The organism is Streptomyces sp. NPDC048424 (assembly GCF_040651555.1).
GTDB lineage: Bacteria > Actinomycetota > Actinomycetes > Streptomycetales > Streptomycetaceae > Streptomyces.
In genome coordinates this window covers 124,522-146,830 of the sequence record NZ_JBEZKE010000007.1, presented here as the reverse complement: position 1 = coordinate 146,830, position 22,309 = coordinate 124,522, and the positions used below count along the sequence as shown (strand labels likewise).

Here is a 22,309-nt window from a genome sequence, read left to right as displayed (position 1 = left end):
CGTCAATACGGACCACTGCGGTGATGTGAGCGCGGTCGGTCCCGGGGCGTCGGCCCACGGCCTCCTGGCCGCCCGGGTGGAAGAGACCTCCGGCAGCGATGACGCTGACGTAGTCCTGAGCCATCCGCCGGAGGCGTGTTCACCATGGAAGTTTCCTGGGCCCTGTGGGCCGCGACCATCCTCGGTCTGTCCCTCCTCATCGGTGCCGATTTCTTCATCGGCCGCAAACCGCACGACGTGTCGATCAAGGAAGCCGGCACCTGGACGGTCGTGTGGATCGTCCTCGCCGCACTCTTCGGCCTCGGCCTGTGGTTCTTCGGCAACCCCCAGGCGTCCCAGGAGTTCTTCGCCGGCTTCATCACCGAGAAGTCGCTGAGCGTCGACAACCTCTTCGTCTTCGTCCTGATCATGGCGAAGTTCGCGGTGCCGTCCCACCTCCAGCAGCGCGTGCTGCTCATCGGCGTACTGATCGCCCTGGTCCTGCGCGCGGTCTTCATCGCCGCCGGCGCCGCGATCATCGCCAGCTTCTCGTGGGTCTTCTACATCTTCGGCGCGTTCCTGATCTACACCGCGTGGAAGCTGATCCAGGAAGCCCGCAAGGACGAGGACGACGAGGAGTTCGAGGAGAACCGCCTCCTCAAGTCCGTCGAGAAGAAGTTCGGCGTGGCCGACCAGTACCACGGCACCAAGCTCTTCATCGTCAACAACGGCAAGCGCGTGCTGACCCCGCTGATGGTCGTCATGCTCGCCATCGGCACCACCGACGTGCTGTTCGCCCTGGACTCGATCCCCGCGATCTTCGGCCTCACCCAGGACCCGTACATCGTCTTCACCGCCAACGCCTTCGCCCTGATGGGCCTGCGCCAGCTGTACTTCCTCATCGGCGGCCTGCTGAAGAAGCTGGTCCACCTCAGCTACGGCCTGTCGATCATCCTGGGCTTCATCGGGATCAAGCTGGTGCTGCACGCCCTGCACGAGAACGGGGTGCACGTCCCGGTGATCTCGATCCCGGTCTCCCTGGGCGTCATCTGCGGTGTCCTGGTCATCACCACGATCACCAGCCTGATGGCCTCGAAGAAGCAGGCGGCGGCCGAGGCCGCCGCCCGCCAGGAGAGCATCGACGCGTAACCGCGGCCACGGAGCTACGCGGGGGCGGCCGCTTCGGCCGCCCCCGCCTCCGTTTCCCTGCCGGCGCCCGATCCTGCCCGTACGGCCAGCGGGCTGGTCTCCGGCAGCAGCGCGAAGCAGCCCAGACTGAGCAGGGCGATCCCGGTCAGGTACACCGCGACGCCCCACGGCGGACCCGGGCCGTCCGCCAGCGCCGTCGCCACGATCGGGGTGAGCGCCCCGCCCAGCACCCCGCCCAGGTTGTAGCCGACGGCCGCGCCGGTGCAGCGGATGCGCGGGGCGTACAGCTCCGGCAGGTACGCACCCATCACCGCGAACATCGTCACCATGCCCAGCAGCGCCGCCGCGAAGCCCAGCGTCATCAGCAGCGGGTCGGCCGTACCGAGCAGCGCCACCAGCGGGAACATCAGCAGGGCGCAGGCGGTGCACCCGGCCAGGCACAGCGGCCTGCGGCCGTACCGGTCGCCGAGCACCGCCACCAGCGGGGTCACCAGGCCCATCAGCGCCACGGCGCCCATGATGCAGGCCAGCACCACCGTCCGGCCCAGGCCGAGGCGCTCGGTGGCGTACGCGAGGGCCCAGGTGGTGACCGCGTAGAAGACGGCGTAGGCCACGGCCAGCGCCCCGCCGGTCAGCAGGAGCAGCCGCCAGTGGCCGCGGAACACCTCGGCCAGCGGTGCCTCGGCCCGCCGCCCGGTCTCGGTCAGTGCCTTGAACTGCGGGGTCTCCTCCACCGAGCGGCGCAGCCACAGACCGGCCAGGGCCAGCAGCCCCGCGGCCCAGAACGGCACCCGCCACCCCCACGAGGTGAACTGCGCGTCGCTCAGCGACGCGGACAGCCCCAGCATCAGGCCGTTGGCCAGCAGGAAGCCCACCGGCGGGCCGATCTGCGGGAAGCTCGACCACAGTCCGCGCCGCCGTTCGGGCGCGTGCTCGGCGGTCAGCAGCACCGCGCCGCCCCACTCGCCGCCGAGCCCGAGGCCCTGCAGGAAGCGCAACAGGAGCAGCAGCACGGGCGCGGCCACGCCGATCGAGCCGTACGTGGGCACGCAGCCGACGGCGACCGTGGCGAGGCCGGTGAGGAGCAGGGAGGCGAGGAGCACCGGGCGCCGGCCGTAGCGGTCGCCGATGTGGCCGAAGACCGCCGACCCGAGCGGGCGGGCGAGGAAGCCGACGCCGAAGGTGCCGAACGCGGCGAGGGTCCCGGCGAGCGGGGAGAAGGAGGGGAAGAAGAGCGGGCCGAGCACGAGGGCGGCGGCCGTTCCGTACACGAAGAAGTCGTAGAACTCGATCGCGGTCCCGGCGAGCGAGGCCGAGGCGAGCCGCAGCATGCCGGGGCGGGTCGAGTCGTCGGCCTCGGCCTCGGCTTCGGCCTCCGCGGGCCGGGCGTCGGCGGGGGATGCGGGGGAGGGAATGGAGACGGGGGAGGACGCGAGGGGCGGGGATGGGTCCTGGTGCATATTGCACCAAATACCCGTTCCCCGCCCCTGAGGACGTGCGTTCGGCCGTCAACGACCGGAAGGAGTGCGCCGCGTACCGAAGTTGACGCGTTGCCCCGGCTACCAGCCGCGCTCGCGCCATTCGGCCAGGTGCGGCCGCTCCGCGCCGAGCGTGGTGTCGTTGCCGTGGCCGGGGTAGACCCAGGTCTCGTCCGACAGCTGCTCGAAGAGCTTGTGCTGCACGTCGTCGATCAGGCTCGCGAAGGCCTTCGGGTCGTCGTGGGTGTTGCCGACGCCGCCCGGGAAGAGGCAGTCGCCGGTGAACACGTGCGCGTGGCCGTGCGGGTCGTCGTAGATCAGGGCGATCGAGCCGGGGGTGTGTCCGACCAGGTGGCGGGCGGTCAGCGAGACCCGTCCGACCTTGATCGTGTCCCCGTCGCCGACCAGGACGTCCGTGCCGACGGGGATGCCCTCCGCGTCGAGGGCGCCCGCGTACGTCCGCGCTCCGGTGGCCTCCACGACGGGCGCGAGCGCGCCCCAGTGGTCGCCGTGCCGGTGGGTGGTGACCACGGACGCGATGCCGTCGTCCCCGATCAGGCTCAGCAGCGTGTCCGCCTCGGCGGCCGCGTCGATGAGCAGCTGCTCGTCGGTGGCCCGGCAGCGCAGCAGGTACGCGTTGTTGTTCATGGGGCCCACCGAGACCTTGGAAATCATCAGGTCCGCGAGCTCGTGCACGTCGGCCGGACCGCCGACCTTGACCTCTCCGGTGTACGTCATGCCTTGATCCTAGAGCGGCGGGAGCTCGGGCAGGGGGCCGCCCGTGGTGGTCAGGGAGGCGCCCTTGTCGCCGCGGCCGGCCAGCCAGGCCAGCAGCCCGGCGGCGGTGCCGGACACGGTCACGGTCGGCTCCCCGGCGGAGCCGGTGCGCCAGGTGCGCCCGTCGGCGGTGGTCAGGGCCGTCGGCGGCACTTCCGGACGCGCGGACCAGCGGTCGGCGAGGAAGGTGATCTCGCGGTCGGTGAACTCCGCCGGCAGGTCTTCGAGCTCGTAGCCGATGTTCAGGTCGACGTGGTGCAGGTCGACCTCGACCCAGCGGCGGAACGGCACGTTGGCGGCGAGGTCGGTGATGCCGTTGCGCAGTTCGACGGTGCGGGACCAGTCCTGGTCGGGCTCCGTGGTGGCGAGGAAGCGGGCCCCGGAATCACGGAGGTCCGTGAGGTGTTCTTCCAGGGGCCGGCCGGCGTCGCGTGCGATGTCCGTGTCGCGCGCGGCGGCGCTCTCGTACATGGGGCGCCCCTCGAAGACGTTCACGAGGGCGTCGGCGTTGCGCGCGAGGTGGGCCAGGATGTGGCCGCGGGTCCAGCCGGGGAGATGTGACTCCTCGGCGAGGGCTGCGTTGTCCATTTTCGCGACTGCGGTCAGCAGCCGGTCCGTGGCTTCACGTACAGATCGCAGGTCGTGCACATGATCAGTCATGAGTCGAGCCTAGTGGTCCCGGGGCTTCGGCCACACGATCGGGTGAAGAGGTCTTCGGAGTGCCGTAAATCGAATGTGCGTGCTATACGCTCGAAGTCCAGACTCCATCTCCACCGCAGAGGCGCCCCCCATACCCTGGGACGGGGGCCCGGTGCCCCCGCTCTCTCAAGAAAGGTGCGGACCGGCGTGACCGACCGTCTCATCGTTCGTGGCGCTCGCGAGCACAACCTCAAGAACGTCTCGCTCGACCTGCCCCGCGATTCGCTCATCGTCTTCACCGGACTCTCCGGCTCGGGCAAGTCCTCCCTGGCCTTCGACACGATCTTCGCCGAGGGTCAGCGCCGCTACGTCGAGTCGCTCTCGTCGTACGCACGCCAGTTCCTCGGGCAGATGGACAAGCCCGACGTCGACTTCATCGAGGGCCTCTCCCCGGCCGTCTCGATCGACCAGAAGTCGACCTCGCGCAACCCGCGCTCGACCGTGGGCACCATCACCGAGGTCTACGACTACCTGCGCCTCCTCTTCGCCCGCATCGGCAAGCCGCACTGTCCCGAGTGCCGCCGCCCCATCTCGCGCCAGTCGCCGCAGGCGATCGTCGACAAGGTGCTCGCGCTCCCCGAGGGCAGCCGCTTCCAGGTGCTCTCGCCGCTGGTGCGCGAGCGCAAGGGCGAGTTCGTCGACCTCTTCGCCGACCTGCAGACCAAGGGCTACAGCCGGGCCCGGGTGGACGGGGAGACCATCCAGCTCTCCGAGCCGCCCACCCTGAAGAAGCAGGAGAAGCACACGATCGAGGTGGTCATCGACCGCCTCACCGTCAAGGACAGCGCCAAGCGCCGGCTCACCGACTCCGTGGAGACGGCCCTCGGCCTCTCCGGCGGCATGGTGATCCTGGACTTCGTCGACCTCGCCGAGGACGACCCCGAGCGCGAGCGGATGTACTCCGAGCACCTCTACTGCCCGTACGACGACCTCTCCTTCGAGGAGCTGGAGCCGCGCTCCTTCTCCTTCAACTCGCCCTTCGGCGCCTGCCCCGAGTGCACCGGCATCGGCACGCGCATGGAGGTCGACCCCGAGCTGATCATTCCGGACGAGGACAAGTCCCTGGACGAGGGCGCGGTCTCCCCGTGGTCCCTCGGCCACACCAAGGACTACTTCCAGCGGCTGATCGGCGCGCTCGCCGGGGAGCTGGGCTTCCGGACCGACATCCCGTGGGCCGGGCTGCCGGCGCGCGCCAAGAAGGCCCTGCTCTACGGGCACAAGACGCAGATCGAGGTCCGCTACCGCAACCGGTACGGGCGGGAGCGGGCGTACACGACGGCCTTCGAGGGCGCCGTGCCGTTCGTCAAGCGGCGGCACGCGGAGTCGGAGAGCGACGCCAGCCGCGAGCGCTTCGAGGGCTACATGCGCGAGGTGCCCTGCCCGACCTGTGAGGGCACCCGCCTCAAGCCGATCGTGCTCGCCGTGACGGTGATGGAGAAGTCCATCGCCGAGGTCGCGGCCATGTCGATCAGCGAGTGCGCGGACTTCCTGGGCCGGATGCGGCTCGACGCCCGCGACAAGAAGATCGCCGAGCGGGTCCTGAAGGAGGTCAACGAGCGGCTCCGCTTCCTCGTCGACGTCGGTCTGGACTACCTCTCGCTCAACCGGGCCGCCGGCACCCTGTCGGGCGGCGAGGCCCAGCGCATCCGGCTCGCCACGCAGATCGGCTCCGGCCTGGTCGGCGTGCTGTACGTACTGGACGAGCCCTCGATCGGCCTGCACCAGCGGGACAACCACCGGCTGATCGAGACGCTGGTACGGCTGCGGGACATGGGCAACACGCTCATCGTCGTCGAGCACGACGAGGACACCATCAAGGTGGCCGACTGGGTCGTCGACATCGGTCCGGGCGCGGGCGAGCACGGCGGCAAGGTGGTGCACAGCGGTTCGCTGAAGGACCTGCTGAAGAACACCGAGTCGATGACCGGGCAGTACCTGTCGGGCAAGCGCTCCATCGCGATCCCGGACGTGCGCCGGCCCGTGAACGGCGAGCGCAGGCTCACCGTCCACGGCGCCAAGGAGAACAACCTGCGGGACATCGACGTGTCCTTCCCGCTGGGCGTGCTCACGGCCGTGACCGGTGTGTCCGGCTCGGGCAAGTCGACGCTGGTCAACGACATCCTCTACACGCACCTGGCGCGCGAGCTGAACGGCGCCCGCTCGGTGCCGGGACGGCACACCCGGGTGGACGGGGACGATCTCGTCGACAAGGTCGTGCACGTCGACCAGTCGCCGATCGGCCGGACCCCGCGGTCCAACCCGGCCACGTACACCGGTGTCTTCGACCACGTGCGCAAGCTCTTCGCGGAGACGATGGAGGCGAAGGTGCGCGGCTACCTGCCGGGCCGCTTCTCCTTCAACGTGAAGGGCGGCCGGTGCGAGAACTGCTCCGGCGACGGCACGATCAAGATCGAGATGAACTTCCTGCCGGACGTCTACGTCCCGTGCGAGGTGTGCCACGGCGCCCGGTACAACCGGGAGACGCTGGAGGTCCACTACAAGGGCAAGTCCATCGCCGAGGTCCTGAACATGCCGATCGAGGAGGCGCTGGGCTTCTTCGAGGCGGTGCCGACGATCGCGCGCCACCTGAAGACGCTGAACGAGGTCGGGCTGGGCTACGTCCGCCTCGGCCAGTCGGCGCCGACGCTGTCGGGTGGTGAGGCGCAGCGCGTGAAGCTCGCCTCCGAGCTGCAGAAGCGGTCGACGGGCCGCACGGTGTACGTGCTGGACGAGCCGACGACGGGTCTGCACTTCGAGGACATCTCGAAGCTGATCAAGGTGCTGTCGGGGCTGGTGGACAAGGGGAACTCGGTGATCGTCATCGAGCACAACCTGGACGTCATCAAGACCGCGGACTGGGTCATCGACATGGGCCCGGAGGGCGGCTACGGCGGCGGCCTGGTGGTGGCCGAGGGCACGCCGGAGCAGGTGGCGTCGGTGGGGGCCAGCCACACGGGCAAGTTCCTGCGGGACATCCTGGGGGCGGACCGGGTCTCCGACGGGACGCCTCCGGCGCGGGCGGCGGCGAAGAAGGCGCCCGCCGCGAGGAAGGCGACTGCCGCCGCTGCGAAGAAGGCGGCGCCGGCCAAGAAGACGGCGTCGCGGGCCCGCAAGGCGTAGCCGCTGCGCGGAGCTCGGCGGGAGGGGCTCGGCTGCGGCCGGGCCCCTCTTCGTCTGCGGCGCCGCTGCGGGGGCTCTGCCCCCGGTCCCCCGCGCCTCAAACGCCGGCGAGGCTGAAAGCCCTGCCGGCGTTTGGGGCGCGGGCGCGGAGCGCCGTTAGGAGGCGACGCCCAGCGTGTGGGCGGTGTAGGTCGGGTCGGTGAGGGTGGTGAGGAGGGCGTCGGCGACGTCCGCGCGGGGGATGGCGCGGCCGCCGCGGACGTTGGCGTCGAGCGCGCGGCGGTACGTGCCCGTGTGCGGCTTGTCGCGGAGCATCGGCGGGCGGATGACCGTCCACTCGGCTCCGCTCGCGCTCAGCTCCGCCTCCATCACCGCGAGGTCCGCGTAGAGGTCGCGCAGCAGCCGGCGCAGCAGCGGGTAGACCACCGCCCGGGTGAGCACGCTCTCGCCCTGCGCCGGCGGGCCCACCGGGGCCGCGCTGACGACCGAGAGGCGGGTCACGCCCGCCCGGTCCATCGCCGCGAGGACGGCCCGCACCGCCGGACCCGTCACCGGGGCCGCCTTCGCCTGCTTGTTGCTCGCCGCGCCGAGCGCCGAGATCACCGCCGACCGGCCCGCCAGGACGGGGACCAGCGCGTCCTCGTCCGTCAGATCGGTGACGACGGCCACCTGGAGGCGGTCGTGGGCCGGCACCGACAGCCGGGCCGGGTCGCGGACGACCGCCGTGACCTCGTGTCCCGCGGCCAGCGCCTGCCTGACGACCTCGCGGCCGACGCCGCCCGTGGCTCCGAACACCGTGAGTTTCATCCTGGCTCCCGGACATAGGGGGTGAGGGGGTGGGTGAGTGTTTACTCACCTGTGCCTGCCTTTAGAGTGAGTGAATGCTCACCCCGAAGTCAAGCCGTCCCACCCCGGAGCGGCTGCTCGACGCCGCCGAGAAGCTGATGCGCACCAGCGGCCTGGCCAACGCCACCACCAAGGCCATCGCCCGCGAGGCCGGCTGCTCTGAGGCCGCGCTCTACAAGTACTTCGCGAACAAAGAGGAACTGTTCGTCCGCGTGCTGATGGAGCGCACCCCCAACGCGGGCCCGCTCATGGCCGCCCTGGACGCCGATCCCGATCCGGGGGAGCAGGGGGTCGAGGAGGCGCTCACCGACATCGCCCGGCACGCCTCGCTCTTCTACGCCGACGCCATGCCCATGGCCGCCTCGCTCTTCGCCGAACCCGCCCTGCTCATCCGCCACCGCGAGGGCGTGCAGAAGATCGGCTCCGGGCCCCACGTGGTCCTCGACGCGCTGGCCGGCCGGCTGCGGCGGGAGCTCGACGCCGGCCGGCTGCGGGCCGACGCCGATCCGGCGGCCGCCGCCGCCCTGCTGCTCGGCGCCTGCTTCCAGCGGGCCTTCTTCCTGCACTTCTCCGGCGCCCAAGTGGTCCAGCCGGTGGAGGAGTTCGCACCGGCCGTGGCCGGGACCGTGTGGGCCGCTATCCGCTGAGCTCCGCCGCGTACGGGGGCTCCGCGCCCGCCCGCGTGCAGGTCAGGGCCGCCGCGTGGGCGGCGTAGGCCAGGACGTCCGGCCAGTCCACCGGCTGCCCCGGCGCCCCGGCGAGCCGGTGCAGCAGGGCGGCGTTGACGGTGTCGCCCGCCCCGATCGTGTCGGCCACCGCGACCCGGCGGGCCGCCACCGAGTGCTCCGCACCCTCTCGCGTCCAGACGGTCAGACCCGCCGCGCCCCGGGTCAGAACCACCGCCGAGGGTCCCGCCGCCAGCCAGTCGCGGACCCCGCCGCCCAGCCAGGCCGCGTCCTCCTCGGACAGCTTGAGGACGGTCGTGCTCGGCAGCAGCCGCTCCAGGAAGCGTGCCCGGTACGCCGCCGGTTCCGCGATCAGCGCCGGCCGGATGTTGGGGTCCAGCAGGGTCAGCAGCCCGCGCCGCGACTCCCGGCGCAGCAGGGCCTCGTACGCGCTCGCGCCCGGTTCCAGGACCAGCGAGCAGGTGCCGAGCGCGAGGGCCCGTACCCCGTCGGGGAGGGCGGGCGGCAGGGTGAACAGCCGGTCCGCCGTGCCCTCGACGTAGAAGCCGTACGAGGCCGAGCCGTCCGGGGCCAGCGAGGGCACGGCGAGGGTGGTCGGCTCCGGTCCGCGCTGGACCAGGGACACGTCGACCCCGGCCGCGCGCAGCCCGGCCAGCAGGCTCTCGCCGAAGCCGTCCGTCGAGACCCGCGAGCAGAAGGCCGCCTCGGCGCCGAGCCGCCCGAGGGCGAGCGCGGTGTTGTACGGTCCGCCGCCCGGCCGGGGCAGCAGCGCGCCCGGCGGCCGCTGCGCGGGCACCAGGTCGATGAGGGCTTCTCCGCCGACGACGATCACGCGGGGGAAGGTACCCCATGCGGCGGCGGTATCGTCGGGTGGGCCGGTGCCCCGGCCGGGCCCCGGCCCGCGCCACGGCCCGTGCCCGTACCCCGCCCCACCGTGCCCGCACCCCAGGAGAACCGCATGCCCGCGCCGCAGTCAGCCGCCCGCCGTACCGTCCTCAAGGGCGCCGCAGCGCTCGCCGGGGCCGCCGGCGCCGGAGTGACGCTCGCGGCCTGCTCCACCGAGACCGACAGCGGGGGCAACACCCCCGCCACGCCCACCGCGCCGGTGGAGCTCGGCGCCGCGGCCGACGTCCCGGTGGGCGGCGCCAAGCTGTACCGGGAGCGGAAGCTGATCGTCAGCTGCCCGGCGGAGGGCCGGTACACGGCGTTCAGCGCCCAGTGCACGCACGCCGGCTGCGTGCTCGACAAGATCGTCGAGGGTCAGGGCAACTGCCCCTGCCACGGCAGCCGGTTCGACGTGGCCACCGGCAAGGTCCTGCGCGGCCCGGCGGCCTCCCCGCTGCCCGCCGTCCCGGTCCGGGCCGAGAACGGCAAGCTCATCGCGGGCTGACCCCGCGCAGGTCACTCCCAGTCCCAGGTGATCCCGAGGATCCCGCGCCGCACCGTCTGCTCCACCAGGTGCACCGCCCGGTGCCGGCCGCCGGGCGTCAGGTCCACGAGGCCCGTGCGCGGGGCGTTCGGCCCGGTGCGGGCGAAGCGCCGGCAGCGCACCGGCAGGGCCGCCTCGTCGAAGCGGACCTGGAGCATGTACTGGCCGCCCGCGTAGCTGAAGCCGCGCACGTACTCGCCGCTGCGGGCGCCCGTACCGTCCTCGATGCCGTAGCCGAAGACGTAGGTGTCCCCGCGCCGCAGCCGCGCGTCGAAGAGCAGCTCCGCGACCACCACCCCGGCCTCCGGATGGCAGCGCACCCGGCCCGTGCGGCAGTTCTCGTACGCCGCCACGCGGATCCGGGACACGTCGCAGCCCGGGTCGCCGTGGTGGACGGCGAGGTAGCGGTCGACCCCGTCGCGGTGCGCCCGGACGATCTGCTGCGACTCGCGGACCCGCAGCTCGCCCGCCGGGCCGATGCGGACCCGCTCGTGGTGGCCGAGCGAGTGCAGTCCGCCGTCGGGCGGCAGCTCCATCCCGTCCAGCAGCCGCTCCACCGTGCCGCCCATGCTGAACAGGGCCCGGTACGAGCGGGTGGCCGGACGGGCCGGCCCCGGGCCGGGCTCCGGCGTGGCGAGCAGGCGCAGGAGGGCGCCGTCGGGCAGCTCCAGGATCTGCTCCAGGGCCGTGACGGCCCGCAGCGACTCCGCGTGACGCGGCCGCCGGGCGCCCTGCTGCCAGTAACTGAGGCTGGTGACACCGACCTTGATGCCCCTGGCCGCCAGCCGGTGCTGGACCCGGTGCAGGGGCAGTCCGCGCGCGGCGAGGGCGGCGCGCAGGGCGAGGTGGAAGGGGCCGCCGCGCAGTAACCGGCCGAGTTCGGCCGTGTCCCCGGTCGGCGCCATCACGACTCCTCTGTGAACGTTCACACGCGTCGGCGCGGAGGATCGCGCCCGAGGCTCCGGGGGACCAGGTGGAACGACAGCAACCGTTCACACCACAGCCCCACCGTTCACACTGCAACGTCACCGCGTATTGAAGCGTGTTGACCTGATCGCGACAACTGCTTGATGCTCCTCCACAGCGTCCGGACGCGCTCCTCCACCCCCCAATCCCCACACTGGGAGGAACGCGATGCGCAACCGAAACCGGCGGCTTTCCCTGGCCGCCGCCCTCACCGCCGTGCTGTTCACCCTGCCCGTCGGCACCGCCACCGCCACGGCAGCCGAGACCGGCACCGACTCCGCCCTGGCCTACAAGCGCCTGAACATCACCATGCAGGCGCAGCAGAAGACCAACTGGTGCTGGGCCGCGGGCGGCAACACCATCGCCACCTGGTTCGGCCGGAACTACAGCCAGAACCAGTTCTGCAACGCCGCCTTCAACCGCCAGCAGGGCGGCGAATGCCCCAACAACCAGGCCACCCTCGGCAACGTCCAGACCGGGCTGCGCTGGGCCGGCATCAACCCCGGCTCGTACGTCACCGGCTGGCTCCAGTACTCCACCGTCCAGACCGAGATCAACGCCGACCGGCCGATCGAGACCCGGATCCAGTGGTCGAACGGCGGCGGCCACATGCACGTCGTCTACGGCTACGACACCGCCAGCAACTGGGTCTACTGGGGCGACCCCTGGCCCTCCAGCGACCGCTACAACTGGGCCTCGCACGCCTGGTACGTGAACAACAGCACCTTCTCCTGGACCCACTCGCTCTACCGGATCGGGGCGTGACCGCCATGACCCTGCGCGTCACCGCCGCCGCCGCGGTCCTCGCCGCCACCGCCCTCCTCGGCCTCGCCCCGCTCGCCGCCGCGGCTCCCGGGGGCCCCGTGCCGCAGCCCGAGGCCGCCACCGCCGAGAACCGGGCCGCCGCCGCGCGGGCGGCCACCGCACCCGACACCCTGGCCACCGTCTCCCGCTTCTTCGCCCGGGAGGGCAAGGTCTCCCTCGCGGCCGCCCAGCCCCGGATCGAGGGCGAGGCGATACCGGTCAACCACCTCTCCCCGGACTTCGTCGCGGGCCGGCCGGGAGCGTCCGTCGCCCGCCTGGAGTTCCTCGCAAGCAAGGCGGTCTCCTCCGACGGGCAGCAGGCCGCGCTGTGGACGGCGCGGACGGAGGCGGGCTGGCAGGTGGTGAACATCGCCACCGGCGACGACGAATTCCGCTACGCGCGGCTGGGCGCGGAGAAACTGCCCGGCGGGACGGTGTTCCGGGAGCCGCAGATCGACGCGTGGTACGTGGCCGGGGGCGATCGGGTGCTGCCGCTGGACGAGGACGCGGTGCGGGCCGTGGGCGCGGGGGGTGCGAGCCTGGACGGGTACCGGGCCCGGGTGACCGCCGCCTACGGGGACAAGCTGCCGGGCTCCGCGTATGCCTCGCGGGGCATGGCGGGCGGGTATGCCGAAGCCTCGGCCGGGGCCGCCGGGACTCCCGTCGGGGTGGTGGCTGCCGCCGGGGCGCTCGCGCTGGGCGGGGCGGGGGCGCTGGCCCTGCGCCGCCGCCGAGCCGTCGTGGCGTAGCTCCCGGGGCTCCGCCCCGGACCCCGCGCCTCAAACGCCGGCGAGGCTGAAAGACGGGGCTCCGCCCCGGACCCCGCGCCTCAAACGCCGGCGGGGCTGGATATTTCAGCCCGTCCGGCGTTTGAGGACCGGGCTCCGGGGCGGAGCCCCGTTCTTTCGGGGGCGGGCGGAGCCCGGGGAGCTTACGGACGGACCCGGGGGCTACGGCCGGTTGTCGGACCGCGCCAGTAGGGTGGTTGGCATGGCCGACCCTTCCAGCTATCGCCCCCAGCCGGGGCAGATCCCCGACTCCCCGGGGGTCTACAAGTTCCGCGACGAGCACCGCCGGGTGATCTACGTCGGGAAGGCCAAGAGCCTGCGCCAGCGCCTGGCCAGTTACTTCCAGGACGTCGCCGGGCTGCACCCCCGTACCGCCACCATGGTGACCACGGCCGCCTCCGTCGAGTGGACCGTGGTGTCCACCGAGGTCGAGGCGCTCCAGCTGGAGTATTCGTGGATCAAGGAGTTCGACCCCCGGTTCAACGTCAAGTACCGGGACGACAAGAGCTACCCCTCCCTCGCCGTGACCATGAACGAGGAGTACCCCCGGGTCCAGGTCATGCGCGGGCCCAAGAAGAAGGGCGTGCGCTACTTCGGTCCGTACGGGCACGCCTGGGCCATCCGCGAGACCGTCGACCTGATGCTCCGGGTGTTCCCGGTACGGACCTGCTCCGCCGGAGTGTTCAAGCGCTCCGCCCAGATCGGCCGCCCCTGCCTGCTCGGCTACATCGGCAAGTGCTCCGCGCCCTGCGTCGGCCGCGTCACCCCCGATGAGCACCGCGAACTGGCCGAGGACTTCTGCGACTTCATGGCCGGGCGGACGGGGACGTACCTCTCCCGCCTGGAGCGGGAGATGCACGAGGCCGCCGAGGAGATGGAGTACGAGAAGGCCGCCCGGCTGCGCGACGACGTGGGGGCGCTGCGCCGGGCCATGGAGAAGAACGCCGTCGTGCTGGCCGACGCCACCGACGCCGACCTGATCGCGGTCGCCGAGGACGAGCTCGAAGCGGCGGTGCAGATCTTCCACGTGCGCGGCGGCCGCGTCCGCGGCCAGCGCGGCTGGGTCACCGACAAGGTGGAGGCCGTCGACACCGCCGGGCTCGTCGAGCACGCCCTCCAGCAGCTGTACGGCGAGGAGAAGGGCGAGGCCGTCCCCAAGGAGGTGCTGGTCCCGGCGCTGCCGGAGGACACGCCCGTGCTGAGCCAGTGGCTCGCCGACCGCCGCGGGTCCCAGGTCAGCCTGCGGATACCGCAGCGCGGCGACAAGAAGGCCCTCATGGAGACCGTCCACCGCAACGCGCTCCAGTCCCTCGCCCTGCACAAGACCAAGCGCGCCAGCGACCTCACCACGCGCTCGCGGGCCCTGGAGGAGATCGCCGAGGCCCTGGAGCTCGACGGCGCCCCGCTGCGCATCGAGTGCTTCGACATCTCCCACCTCCAGGGGGACGACGTCGTCGCGTCGATGGTGGTGTTCGAGGACGGGCTGGCCCGCAAGAGCGAGTACCGGCGCTTCCAGATCAAGTCGTTCGAGGGGCAGGACGACGTCCGCTCCATGCACGAGGTGGTCTCGCGGCGCTTCCGCCGCTACCTCCAGGAGAAGCTGAAGACCGGCGAGTGGGAGGCCGAGGAGGGCGAGGGCGCGGTGCCCGAGGACGACGGGCGGCCCAAGCGCTTCGCGTACCCGCCCCAGCTCGTCGTCGTCGACGGCGGACAGCCGCAGGTCGCCGCCGCCAAGCGGGCCCTGGAGGAGCTCGGGGTGGACGACGTCGCCGTGTGCGGCCTGGCCAAGCGGCTGGAGGAGGTCTGGCTGCCCGGCGAGGACGACCCGGTCGTGCTGCCCCGCACGAGTGAGGGCCTCTACCTGCTCCAGCGGGTGCGTGACGAAGCCCACCGCTTCGCCATCCAGTACCAGCGCAACAAGCGCGGCAAGCGCCTGAAGGCGGGCCCCCTGGACGAGGTGCCCGGCCTAGGCGAGAGCCGCAAACAAGCCCTGGTCAAGCACTTCGGTTCGGTGAAGAAGCTGAGACAGGCGACAATCGACCAGATCTGCGAGGTCCCGGGCATAGGACGCAAGACGGCCGAGACCGTGGCCGCGGCCCTCGCCGGGGCGGTCCCCGCCGGCCCTGCCGTCAACACGGCGACAGGAGAGATCATTGAGGATGAGACCCCGCCCCCGCGGGTGGGGGCACCTCCCGGCGACAGCCGGGAGCCATCGTCCGAACGGGGGACCGAGCAATGACCGAGCACGAGACCACGCACGACCGAGACGGAGCACAGGTGAGTACGGGCACGACAGCGGAGCCCGGCGAGACCGCCGAGGCGGCCATCCCCGAGCTGGTGATCATCTCCGGCATGTCCGGGGCCGGCCGCAGTACGGCGGCCAAGTGTCTGGAGGACCTCGGCTGGTTCGTCGTCGACAACCTCCCGCCGGCGCTGATCCCCACCATGGTGGAGCTCGGCGCCCGCTCCCAGGGCAACGTGGCGCGCATCGCCGTCGTCGTGGACGTGCGCGGCCGCCAGTTCTTCGACGCACTGCGCGAGTCCCTCGCCGACCTCGACAGCAAGGGCGTCACCCGCCGGATCGTCTTCCTGGAGTCCTCCGACGACGCGCTGGTCCGCCGCTTCGAATCGGTCCGCCGTCCGCACCCGCTCCAGGGTGACGGGCGCATCACCGACGGCATCGCCGCCGAGCGCGACCTGCTGCGCGAGCTGCGCGGCGACGCCGACCTGGTGATCGACACCTCCAGCCTGAACGTGCACGAGCTGCGCGCCAAGATGGACGCCCAGTTCGCCGGGGACGAGGAGCCCGAGCTGCGGGCCACCGTCATGTCCTTCGGCTACAAGTACGGCCTCCCCGTCGACGCCGACCTCGTCGTCGACTGCCGCTTCATCCCGAACCCGCACTGGGTCCCGGAACTGCGCCCCTTCACCGGGCTCAACGAGGAGGTGTCGGGGTACGTCTTCAGCCAGCCCGGCGCCAAGGAGTTCCTCGACCGCTACACCGAGCTGCTCCAGCTCATCGCCACCGGCTACCGCCGTGAGGGCAAGCGGTACGTGACCATCGCGGTCGGCTGCACGGGCGGCAAGCACCGCAGCGTGGCCATGTCCGAGAAGCTCGCCGCCCGCCTCGCCTCCGAGGGAGTCGAGACCGTCGTCGTCCACCGGGACATGGGGCGCGAGTGACCGCACGGACCCCGCGGCTGAGCCGTCTGCGCCGCCTCACCCCGGGACGGGGCGAGGACGGCGCGGGCCGCTCCGGCCGCCGGCGCGGCGCCGCGCCCAAGGTGGTCGCGCTCGGCGGCGGCCAGGGCCTGTCGGCCTCCCTCGCCGCCCTGCGCCGGATCACCGGTGACCTCACGGCCGTGGTCACCGTCGCCGACGACGGCGGCTCCAGCGGCCGGCTCCGGGAGGAGCTCGGCGTGCTGCCGCCCGGCGACCTGCGCAAGGCGCTGGCCGCCCTGTGCGGGGACGACGACTGGGGCCAGACCTGGGCCCGGGTCATCCAGCACCGCTTCCAGTCCGAGGGCGACCTGCACGGGCACGCCGTCGGCAACCTGCTGATCGTCGCCCTGTGGGAACAGCTCGGCGACCCCGTCCAGGCCCTCGACCTGGTGGGCAGGCTGCTCGGTGCCCAGGGCCGGGTGCTGCCGATGTCGGCGGTGCCGCTGGAGCTCCAGGCTCTGGTCAGGGGGCACGATCCGGCCAGACCCGAGGACGTGGACACCGTCCGCGGGCAGGCCACCGTGGCCCTGACCCCGGGCGAGGTGCTCTCCGTACAGGTGGTGCCCAGCGACCCGCCGGCCGTGCCGGAGGCCGTCGCGGCGGTCCTCGACGCCGACTGGGTGGTGCTCGGCCCGGGGTCCTGGTTCTCCTCCGTCATTCCGCACCTGCTGGTGCCGGAATTGCTCGACGCACTGGTCGAGACGAAGGCCCGGCGGGTCCTCTCGCTGAACCTCGCGCCGCAGCCCGGCGAAACAGAGGGCTTCTCTCCGCAGCGTCATTTGGAGGTTTTGGCCCGACACGCCCCTAAACTCGCCCTGGACGTGGTGCTGGCCGACGAGGCCGCCGTGCCCGACCGCGAGTCCCTCGCCGATGCCGCGAAACGGTTCGGTGCCGCGGTCGAGCTGGCCCCCGTGGCCAGGCAGGACGGTTCTCCGAAGCACGATCCGGAGCTGCTGGCCGCCGCGTACGACCGTATTTTTCGGATGCATGGAAGGATCGGCCCATGGCGATGACGCCCGCGGTGAAGGATGAGATCTCCCGCCTCCCCGTCACCCGGACCTGCTGCAGGAAGGCGGAGGTCTCGGCGATCCTTCGGTTCGCGGGCGGCCTGCACCTGGTGAGCGGCCGCATCGTCATCGAGGCGGAGCTCGACACCGGGATCGCGGCCAGACGCCTGCGCAAGGACATCCTGGAGATCTTCGGCCATTCCTCGGACCTGGTGGTGATGGCCCCCGGCGGACTGCGCCGCGGCAGCCGCTACGTGGTCCGCGTCGTGGCCGGCGGCGACCAGCTGGCGCGCCAGACGGGCCTCGTGGACGGCCGTGGGCGCCCCATCCGGGGCCTTCCGCCGCAGGTGGTCTCCGGGGCCACCTGTGACGCCGAGGCGGCGTGGCGCGGCGCCTTCCTGGCCCACGGCTCGCTCACCGAGCCGGGCCGGTCCTCCTCCCTGGAGGTCACCTGCCCCGGCCCGGAGGCCGCCCTGGCCCTGGTGGGCGCCGCACGCAGGCTCTCCATCGCCGCCAAGGCGCGCGAGGTGCGCGGGGTCGACCGGGTCGTCGTCCGTGACGGTGACGCGATCGGCGCCCTGCTGACCCGCCTCGGCGCCCACGAGTCCGTGCTGGCCTGGGAGGAGCGGCGGATGCGGCGCGAGGTGCGCGCCACCGCCAACCGCCTCGCCAACTTCGACGACGCCAACCTGCGCCGCTCGGCGCGGGCCGCGGTGGCTGCCGGAGCCCGCGTGCAGCGTGCGCTGGAGATCCTCGGCGAGGAGGTCCCCGAGCACCTCGCCGCGGCCGGCCGGCTGCGGATGGAGCACAAGCAGGCCTCCCTGGAGGAGCTGGGCGCGCTCGCCGACCCGCCGCTGACCAAGGACGCCGTGGCGGGCCGGATCCGCCGCCTGCTGGCGATGGCCGACAAGCGGGCCCAGGACCTCGGCATCCCGGGCACCGAGTCGAACCTCGACCTCAGCGAGGAGATGGCCGACAACATGGCCGGTTAGCCGACGGTCCCTGTACGGCAAAGGGGCCCGCACGATCACTCGTGCGGGCCCCTTTGCCGTAGGCCCCATTGACATGAGCATGGGCCGGTCTTGAGTCTGGCGTCCAACGCTTTCGTGGCAGACGACGCCCAGGGGGGCACATGAGGCACCGCGCGAGATCGATCCTCGCCGCAAGCGCACTCGTCTTCGCAACCACACTCGCCGCGCTGCCCGCGGCGGCCCAGGCCCAGCCCGGTTCCGGCACCGCATCCGGAGCCGACGAGGTGCGGGTCTACGACGCCGACATCACCCGGGAACAGGTCCCGCTCGTCCTCGCCGCCGGCCAGGACGCCCACGAGCTCAGCGAGCGCGCCCCGGAGAGCGGGACCGCCCGGGTCGAGCTCTTCCTCACCGGCGGCCAGGCCGAGGAGCTCGCGGCCCAGGGCGTCAAGCTCGCCGAGCGGAAGATCGGGGCCCAGGGGCTGGCCCGGGCCAAGGCCGCCGGCGACGGCGTGTTCCGCCCGTACAGCGGCAAGGGCGGCCTCCAGGAGGAGATCCTGCGCACGGCGCAGGAGAACCCGGCGCTCACCAAGGTCGTCTCCATCGGCAAGACCCTCCAGGGCAAGGACATCCTCGCCCTCAAGGTCAGCAAGAACGCCAAGAAGACCAAGGACGGCGCCAAGCCCTCCGTGCTCTACATGTCCAACCAGCACGCCCGTGAGTGGATCACCCCCGAGATGACCCGGCGGCTGATGCACCACACGATCGACAACTACGGCAAGGACCAGCGGATCACCAAGCTGGTGGACTCCACCGAGCTGTGGTTCCTGCTCTCCGCCAACCCGGACGGGTACGACTTCACGCACCAGCCGGACGGCGATCGGCTGTGGCGCAAGAACCTGCGCGACAACAACGGCGACGGCAAGACCACCGCCGGCGACGGGGTCGACCTCAACCGCAACTTCGCCTACAAGTGGGGCTACGACAACGAGGGCTCCTCGCCGAACCAGGCGAGCGAGACCTACCGCGGCCCGAAGGCCGCCTCCGAGCCCGAGACCACCGCCCTCGACGCCTTCGAGAAGCGCATCGGCTTCGACTACGCCATCAACTACCACTCCGCCGCCGAGCTGCTGCTCTACGGCGTGGGCTGGCAGGTGGCCTCTCCCACCCCCGACGACGTCGCCTACAAGGCGCTCGCCGGCACCCCGGAGAACCCCGCGGTCCCCGGCTACTACCCGCAGCTCTCCTCCGAGCTCTACACCACGAACGGCGAGGCCGACGGCCACGCCTCCAACGTCAACGGCGTCATGATGTTCACGCCGGAGATGACCACCTGTCAGACCGCCTCGGCGGCCGACCCGAACGACCAGTGGAGGCCCGAAGACTGCGCCTCCGGCTTCAACTTCCCGGACGACGAGAAGCTCATCCAGGCGGAGTTCGCCAAGAACGTCCCCTTCGCCCTGTCCGTGGCCGAGAGCGCCGAGCACCCGGACCAGCCGAAGTCCTCGTTGGGCCTGAAGGCCGCCGACTTCACCGTCGACCCCTTCACCACCTCCTACGTCGCCCGAGGCGAGGACCAGACGGTCTCCGTCACGGCCCGCAAGGCGCTGAAGGACAAGGAGCTCAACTTCCGGATCAACGGCGGCCGCACGCACGACGAGGAGCTCAGGGCCTGGAAGGGCGGCGAGACCTACGGCGGCGAGGACAACAACTGGTTCGACGAGTACCGCGCCAAGGTGGACGGCGCGAAGCCCGGCGACAAGGTGGAGGTCTGGTTCACCGGTCGCGACCGCTCCGGCAAGCAGGTCTCCAGCGAGCACTTCACGTACACGGTGGCCGAGCGGCCGCGCGCGGACGTCCTGGTGATCGCCGAGGAGGGGGCCAAGGCCCAGCACGCCCAGAGCTACGTCGACGCCCTGCGCGCCAACGGGAAGTCCGCGGCGGTCTGGGACGTGGCGACGCAGGGTGTCCCGCACCACCTCGGCGTGCTCTCGCACTTCCGTACGGCCGCTCACTACACCGGGGCCAAGACCCCCGGCGGTGACACCCAGCTCGCGGTGCGCGACTTCCTGAACGAGGGCGGCAAGCTGATCGAGGCCGGTGAGCTGGCGGGCGGCAACGCCCAGGTCGGCCGCGCCGTGACCAACGACTTCAGCCAGTACTGGCTCGGCGCGTACAGCCGGATCAGCACGCCCGGCGCCAGCGGCTTCACCGGCGCCGGCTCCCTGACCGGGGCGCAGGGCGGCCTCGGCGACGCCGCGGGCAACCCGCTGAACGCCCCCGGCGCCTACACCGTCACCTCCGAGAGCCTGGCCCCCGCACAGTTCCCGCAGTTCAAGAGCGCCCAGGCGGGCCGGTTCACCGGGGTCGTGAACCCGTACGCCCCCTACGCGGGCACCGCCATGGCCTCGGCCCTGCACACGGACGACGACTGGAAGCGCCTCGTCCGCACGATCGACCTCACCGGCGTCACCGCGGCCGACCAGCCGCAGCTGAAGCTCGCCCTCAACTGGAACACCGAGGAGGGCTACGACCACGCCGCACTGGAGGCCCGTACGGCCGGCGGCGACGACTGGACCACGCTGCCCGACCGGGAGGGCCTGAGCAGCACCGCGGTGCCGGAGGAGTGCGCGGCCGGGTTCTTCATGAACGGCCACCCCTTCCTGCGGCGCTACCTCACCCTGGACTCCGGCGGCTGCACCGCGCACGGCACCAGCGGCGCGTGGAACACCTTCACCGGTTCCTCCGGCGGCTGGAAGCAGGTCTCCTTCGACCTGAGCGCGTACGCGGGCAAGACCGTCGAGGTCTCGCTCTCCTACATCACCGACCCGGGCTCGGGCGGCCGCGGCGTCTTCGCGGACGAGGCGCGCGTGTCCGTCGGCGGCACGGAACAGGCCGTCGAGGGCTTCGAGTCCTCCCTCGGTGTCTGGACGGCCCAGGGCGCACCCGCCGGAAGTCCCGATGTTCCCGGCGATTGGTCCCGGTCCGGCGAACTGTTCAAGTCCTACGCGGCAGTCACTACCCGTGACACCGTCCTGCTGGGCTTCGGACTGGAGCACGTGCCCGCCGCCGCGGACCGTGCCCTACTCGTCGGTAAGGCACTGCGCACGCTGAACCACTGATCAACAGCCCCTCGGTCACTCACCCTGAGTGACCGGGACCAAAGTCCCCCGGTCCCGTTCCGGAGCGTCAGGAACGGGACCGGAGCGGGGGTCCCCCACGAACTGGGGGGAGTGTCAGGCTCCGACCGATGTCACCCAAAAGCTCACGGAGAGGTAGGGTCGTAAGCGGTCGGGGACATCCCATTTCAGCTCGCCGGCGCACTAACCGGCGCACCAACGAGGAGATCGGTTCGTGACGATCCGCGTAGGCATCAACGGTTTTGGCCGCATTGGCCGTAACTATTTCCGGGCGCTCCTGGAGCAGGGAGCGGACATCGAGATCGTCGGTGTCAACGACCTGACTGACAACGCCACCCTGGTGCACCTTCTCAAGTACGACACCATTCTGGGCCGGCTGAAGCACGAGGTCAGCCACACCGACAGCAGCATCACCGTCGGTGGCCAGACCTTCAAGACCTTCGCCGAGCGCGACCCCGCGAACCTCCCCTGGGGTGAACTGGGCGCCGACATCGTCATCGAGTCGACCGGCATCTTCACCAAGAAGGCCGACGCCGCCAAGCACATCGCCGCCGGCGCGAAGAAGGTCCTCATCTCGGCTCCGGCCAAGGACGAGGACATCACCATCGTGATGGGCGTCAACCAGGACAAGTACGACGCGGCCAACCACCACGTCATCTCCAACGCCTCTTGCACCACCAACTGCGTGGCGCCGATGGCCAAGGTCCTCGACGAGAACTTCGGCATCGTCAAGGGCATGATGACGACGGTCCACGCGTACACGAACGACCAGCGCATCCTGGACTTCCCGCACTCGGACCTGCGTCGCGCCCGCGCCGCCGCCGAGAACATCATCCCGACCTCCACCGGCGCCGCCAAGGCCACCGCCCTGGTCCTGCCGCAGCTCAAGGGCAAGCTGGACGGCATCGCCATGCGCGTCCCGGTTCCGACCGGTTCGGTCACCGACCTGGTCCTGGAGCTCTCCCGTGAGACCACGGTGGAAGAGATCAACGCGGCCTTCCAGAAGGCCGCCGAGGGGCAGCTGAAGGGCATCCTCGACTACACCGAGGACGCGATCGTCTCCTCCGACATCGTGAACTGGCCCGCGTCCTGCACCTTCGACTCCTCCCTGACCATGGTCCAGGAAGGCACGCAGGTTAAGGTCGTCGGCTGGTACGACAACGAGTGGGGCTACTCCAACCGTCTCGTCGACCTCACCGTCTTCGTCGGCGGTCAGCTCTAAGCACATAGGCAAGGCACCACGATGTG

General features: G+C 71.6%; 18 protein-coding genes. 12 read left to right on the top strand and 6 right to left on the bottom strand.

Features of this window, described 5'->3' with window-relative positions:
- Nucleotides 1-144: 144 nt before the first annotated feature.
- Nucleotides 145-1,128: a TerC/Alx family metal homeostasis membrane protein gene (locus AB0D29_RS12775; protein ID WP_362853787.1), complete on the top strand. Its 984-nt coding sequence runs from the start codon at nt 145-147 to the stop codon at nt 1,126-1,128.
- A gap of 14 nt (nt 1,129-1,142) precedes the next feature.
- Here the strand turns inward: AB0D29_RS12775 and AB0D29_RS12770 are convergent, their stop codons facing one another.
- The 3 genes from AB0D29_RS12770 to AB0D29_RS12760 form a co-directional block, all read right to left on the bottom strand.
- Nucleotides 1,143-2,459: an MFS transporter gene (locus tag AB0D29_RS12770; protein ID WP_362854027.1), complete on the bottom strand. Its 1,317-nt coding sequence runs from the start codon at nt 2,457-2,459 to the stop codon at nt 1,143-1,145.
- 228 nt (nt 2,460-2,687) lie between these two features.
- Nucleotides 2,688-3,344, bottom strand: coding sequence for an MBL fold metallo-hydrolase (locus AB0D29_RS12765; RefSeq protein ID WP_362853785.1), 657 nt, complete (start codon nt 3,342-3,344; stop codon nt 2,688-2,690).
- 9 nt (nt 3,345-3,353) lie between these two features.
- On the bottom strand, nt 3,354-4,043 hold the full coding sequence (locus AB0D29_RS12760; protein WP_362853784.1) for a maleylpyruvate isomerase family mycothiol-dependent enzyme: 690 nt from the start codon (nt 4,041-4,043) through the stop codon (nt 3,354-3,356).
- Nucleotides 4,044-4,229: 186 nt separating this feature from the next.
- Here AB0D29_RS12760 and uvrA point away from each other — a divergent pair, with 186 nt between their 5' ends.
- A complete protein-coding gene (gene uvrA / locus AB0D29_RS12755) occupies nt 4,230-7,202 on the top strand; it encodes an excinuclease ABC subunit UvrA (RefSeq protein ID WP_362853783.1) in 2,973 nt (990 codons plus the stop codon).
- Nucleotides 7,203-7,358: 156 nt separating this feature from the next.
- Here the strand turns inward: uvrA and AB0D29_RS12750 are convergent, their stop codons facing one another.
- Nucleotides 7,359-8,009, bottom strand: a complete 651-nt coding sequence (locus AB0D29_RS12750) for an NAD(P)H-binding protein (protein WP_362853781.1) — start codon at nt 8,007-8,009, stop codon at nt 7,359-7,361.
- A gap of 74 nt (nt 8,010-8,083) precedes the next feature.
- Between AB0D29_RS12750 and AB0D29_RS12745 the strand changes: the two genes are divergently transcribed.
- Complete coding sequence (locus tag AB0D29_RS12745) at nt 8,084-8,695, top strand: TetR/AcrR family transcriptional regulator (RefSeq protein WP_362853779.1); 612 nt, start codon at nt 8,084-8,086, stop codon at nt 8,693-8,695.
- Here the strand turns inward: AB0D29_RS12745 and AB0D29_RS12740 are convergent.
- Nucleotides 8,685-9,566, bottom strand: coding sequence for a carbohydrate kinase (locus AB0D29_RS12740; RefSeq protein ID WP_362853778.1), 882 nt, complete (start codon nt 9,564-9,566; stop codon nt 8,685-8,687). The two genes, AB0D29_RS12745 and AB0D29_RS12740, sit on opposite strands and share 11 nt — an antisense overlap.
- Before the next feature lie 126 nt (nt 9,567-9,692).
- Here AB0D29_RS12740 and AB0D29_RS12735 point away from each other — a divergent pair, with 126 nt between their 5' ends.
- Nucleotides 9,693-10,124 carry a Rieske (2Fe-2S) protein gene (locus tag AB0D29_RS12735; RefSeq protein WP_362853777.1) on the top strand — a complete coding sequence of 144 codons (432 nt, stop codon included), beginning with the start codon at nt 9,693-9,695 and terminating at the stop codon, nt 10,122-10,124.
- A gap of 11 nt (nt 10,125-10,135) precedes the next feature.
- Here the strand turns inward: AB0D29_RS12735 and AB0D29_RS12730 are convergent, their stop codons facing one another.
- The gene (locus AB0D29_RS12730; protein WP_362853775.1) at nt 10,136-11,068 is read right to left on the bottom strand and encodes a hypothetical protein; all 933 of its coding nucleotides are present in this window, start codon (nt 11,066-11,068) and stop codon (nt 10,136-10,138) included.
- Between the two features lie 229 nt (nt 11,069-11,297).
- Between AB0D29_RS12730 and AB0D29_RS12725 the strand changes: the two genes are divergently transcribed.
- From AB0D29_RS12725 to gap, 8 genes are all read left to right on the top strand, one after another.
- A complete protein-coding gene (locus AB0D29_RS12725) occupies nt 11,298-11,894 on the top strand; it encodes a papain-like cysteine protease family protein (RefSeq protein ID WP_362853773.1) in 597 nt (198 codons plus the stop codon).
- Between the two features lie 5 nt (nt 11,895-11,899).
- On the top strand, nt 11,900-12,682 hold the full coding sequence (locus tag AB0D29_RS12720; RefSeq protein ID WP_362854025.1) for a hypothetical protein: 783 nt from the start codon (nt 11,900-11,902) through the stop codon (nt 12,680-12,682).
- 241 nt (nt 12,683-12,923) lie between these two features.
- Nucleotides 12,924-14,960, top strand: a complete 2,037-nt coding sequence (gene uvrC, locus AB0D29_RS12715) for an excinuclease ABC subunit UvrC (RefSeq protein WP_362853771.1) — start codon at nt 12,924-12,926, stop codon at nt 14,958-14,960.
- Entirely contained in the window at nt 14,957-15,904 is a 948-nt protein-coding gene (gene rapZ / locus AB0D29_RS12710; protein ID WP_030388929.1) for an RNase adapter RapZ, read from the top strand. The genes uvrC and rapZ overlap by 4 nt, the downstream gene beginning before the upstream one ends.
- On the top strand, nt 15,901-16,956 hold the full coding sequence (gene yvcK / locus AB0D29_RS12705) for a uridine diphosphate-N-acetylglucosamine-binding protein YvcK (RefSeq protein WP_362853770.1): 1,056 nt from the start codon (nt 15,901-15,903) through the stop codon (nt 16,954-16,956). The genes rapZ and yvcK overlap by 4 nt, the downstream gene beginning before the upstream one ends.
- Nucleotides 16,947-17,942 carry a DNA-binding protein WhiA gene (gene whiA / locus AB0D29_RS12700; RefSeq protein WP_030009075.1) on the top strand — a complete coding sequence of 332 codons (996 nt, stop codon included), beginning with the start codon at nt 16,947-16,949 and terminating at the stop codon, nt 17,940-17,942. Before yvcK ends, whiA begins: the two co-directional genes overlap by 10 nt.
- 140 nt (nt 17,943-18,082) lie before the next feature.
- Nucleotides 18,083-21,043 (top strand): M14 family zinc carboxypeptidase, encoded by a 2,961-nt coding sequence (locus tag AB0D29_RS12695; RefSeq protein WP_362853768.1) that lies wholly within the window; start codon nt 18,083-18,085, stop codon nt 21,041-21,043.
- A gap of 232 nt (nt 21,044-21,275) precedes the next feature.
- Nucleotides 21,276-22,283, top strand: coding sequence for a type I glyceraldehyde-3-phosphate dehydrogenase (gap, locus tag AB0D29_RS12690; protein WP_351291391.1), 1,008 nt, complete (start codon nt 21,276-21,278; stop codon nt 22,281-22,283).
- Nucleotides 22,284-22,309 lie beyond the last annotated feature (26 nt).

Excerpts from the sequence above, each read along its gene's own strand:
- AB0D29_RS12775 (WP_362853787.1), top strand. The coding sequence starts at position 145 with ATGGAAGTTTCCTGGGCCCTGTGGGCCGCGACCATCCTCGGTCTGTCC.
- AB0D29_RS12770 (WP_362854027.1), bottom strand. The coding sequence starts at position 2,459 with ATGCTGCGGCTCGCCTCGGCCTCGCTCGCCGGGACCGCGATCGAGTTC.
- AB0D29_RS12765 (WP_362853785.1), bottom strand. The coding sequence starts at position 3,344 with ATGACGTACACCGGAGAGGTCAAGGTCGGCGGTCCGGCCGACGTGCAC.
- AB0D29_RS12760 (WP_362853784.1), bottom strand. The coding sequence starts at position 4,043 with ATGACTGATCATGTGCACGACCTGCGATCTGTACGTGAAGCCACGGAC.
- AB0D29_RS12750 (WP_362853781.1), bottom strand. The coding sequence starts at position 8,009 with ATGAAACTCACGGTGTTCGGAGCCACGGGCGGCGTCGGCCGCGAGGTC.
- AB0D29_RS12745 (WP_362853779.1), top strand. The coding sequence starts at position 8,084 with ATGCTCACCCCGAAGTCAAGCCGTCCCACCCCGGAGCGGCTGCTCGAC.
- AB0D29_RS12735 (WP_362853777.1), top strand. The coding sequence starts at position 9,693 with ATGCCCGCGCCGCAGTCAGCCGCCCGCCGTACCGTCCTCAAGGGCGCC.
- AB0D29_RS12730 (WP_362853775.1), bottom strand. The coding sequence starts at position 11,068 with ATGGCGCCGACCGGGGACACGGCCGAACTCGGCCGGTTACTGCGCGGC.
- AB0D29_RS12725 (WP_362853773.1), top strand. The coding sequence starts at position 11,298 with ATGCGCAACCGAAACCGGCGGCTTTCCCTGGCCGCCGCCCTCACCGCC.
- AB0D29_RS12720 (WP_362854025.1), top strand. The coding sequence starts at position 11,900 with ATGACCCTGCGCGTCACCGCCGCCGCCGCGGTCCTCGCCGCCACCGCC.
- uvrC (WP_362853771.1), top strand. The coding sequence starts at position 12,924 with ATGGCCGACCCTTCCAGCTATCGCCCCCAGCCGGGGCAGATCCCCGAC.
- rapZ (WP_030388929.1), top strand. The coding sequence starts at position 14,957 with ATGACCGAGCACGAGACCACGCACGACCGAGACGGAGCACAGGTGAGT.
- whiA (WP_030009075.1), top strand. The coding sequence starts at position 16,947 with ATGGCGATGACGCCCGCGGTGAAGGATGAGATCTCCCGCCTCCCCGTC.
- AB0D29_RS12695 (WP_362853768.1), top strand. The coding sequence starts at position 18,083 with ATGAGGCACCGCGCGAGATCGATCCTCGCCGCAAGCGCACTCGTCTTC.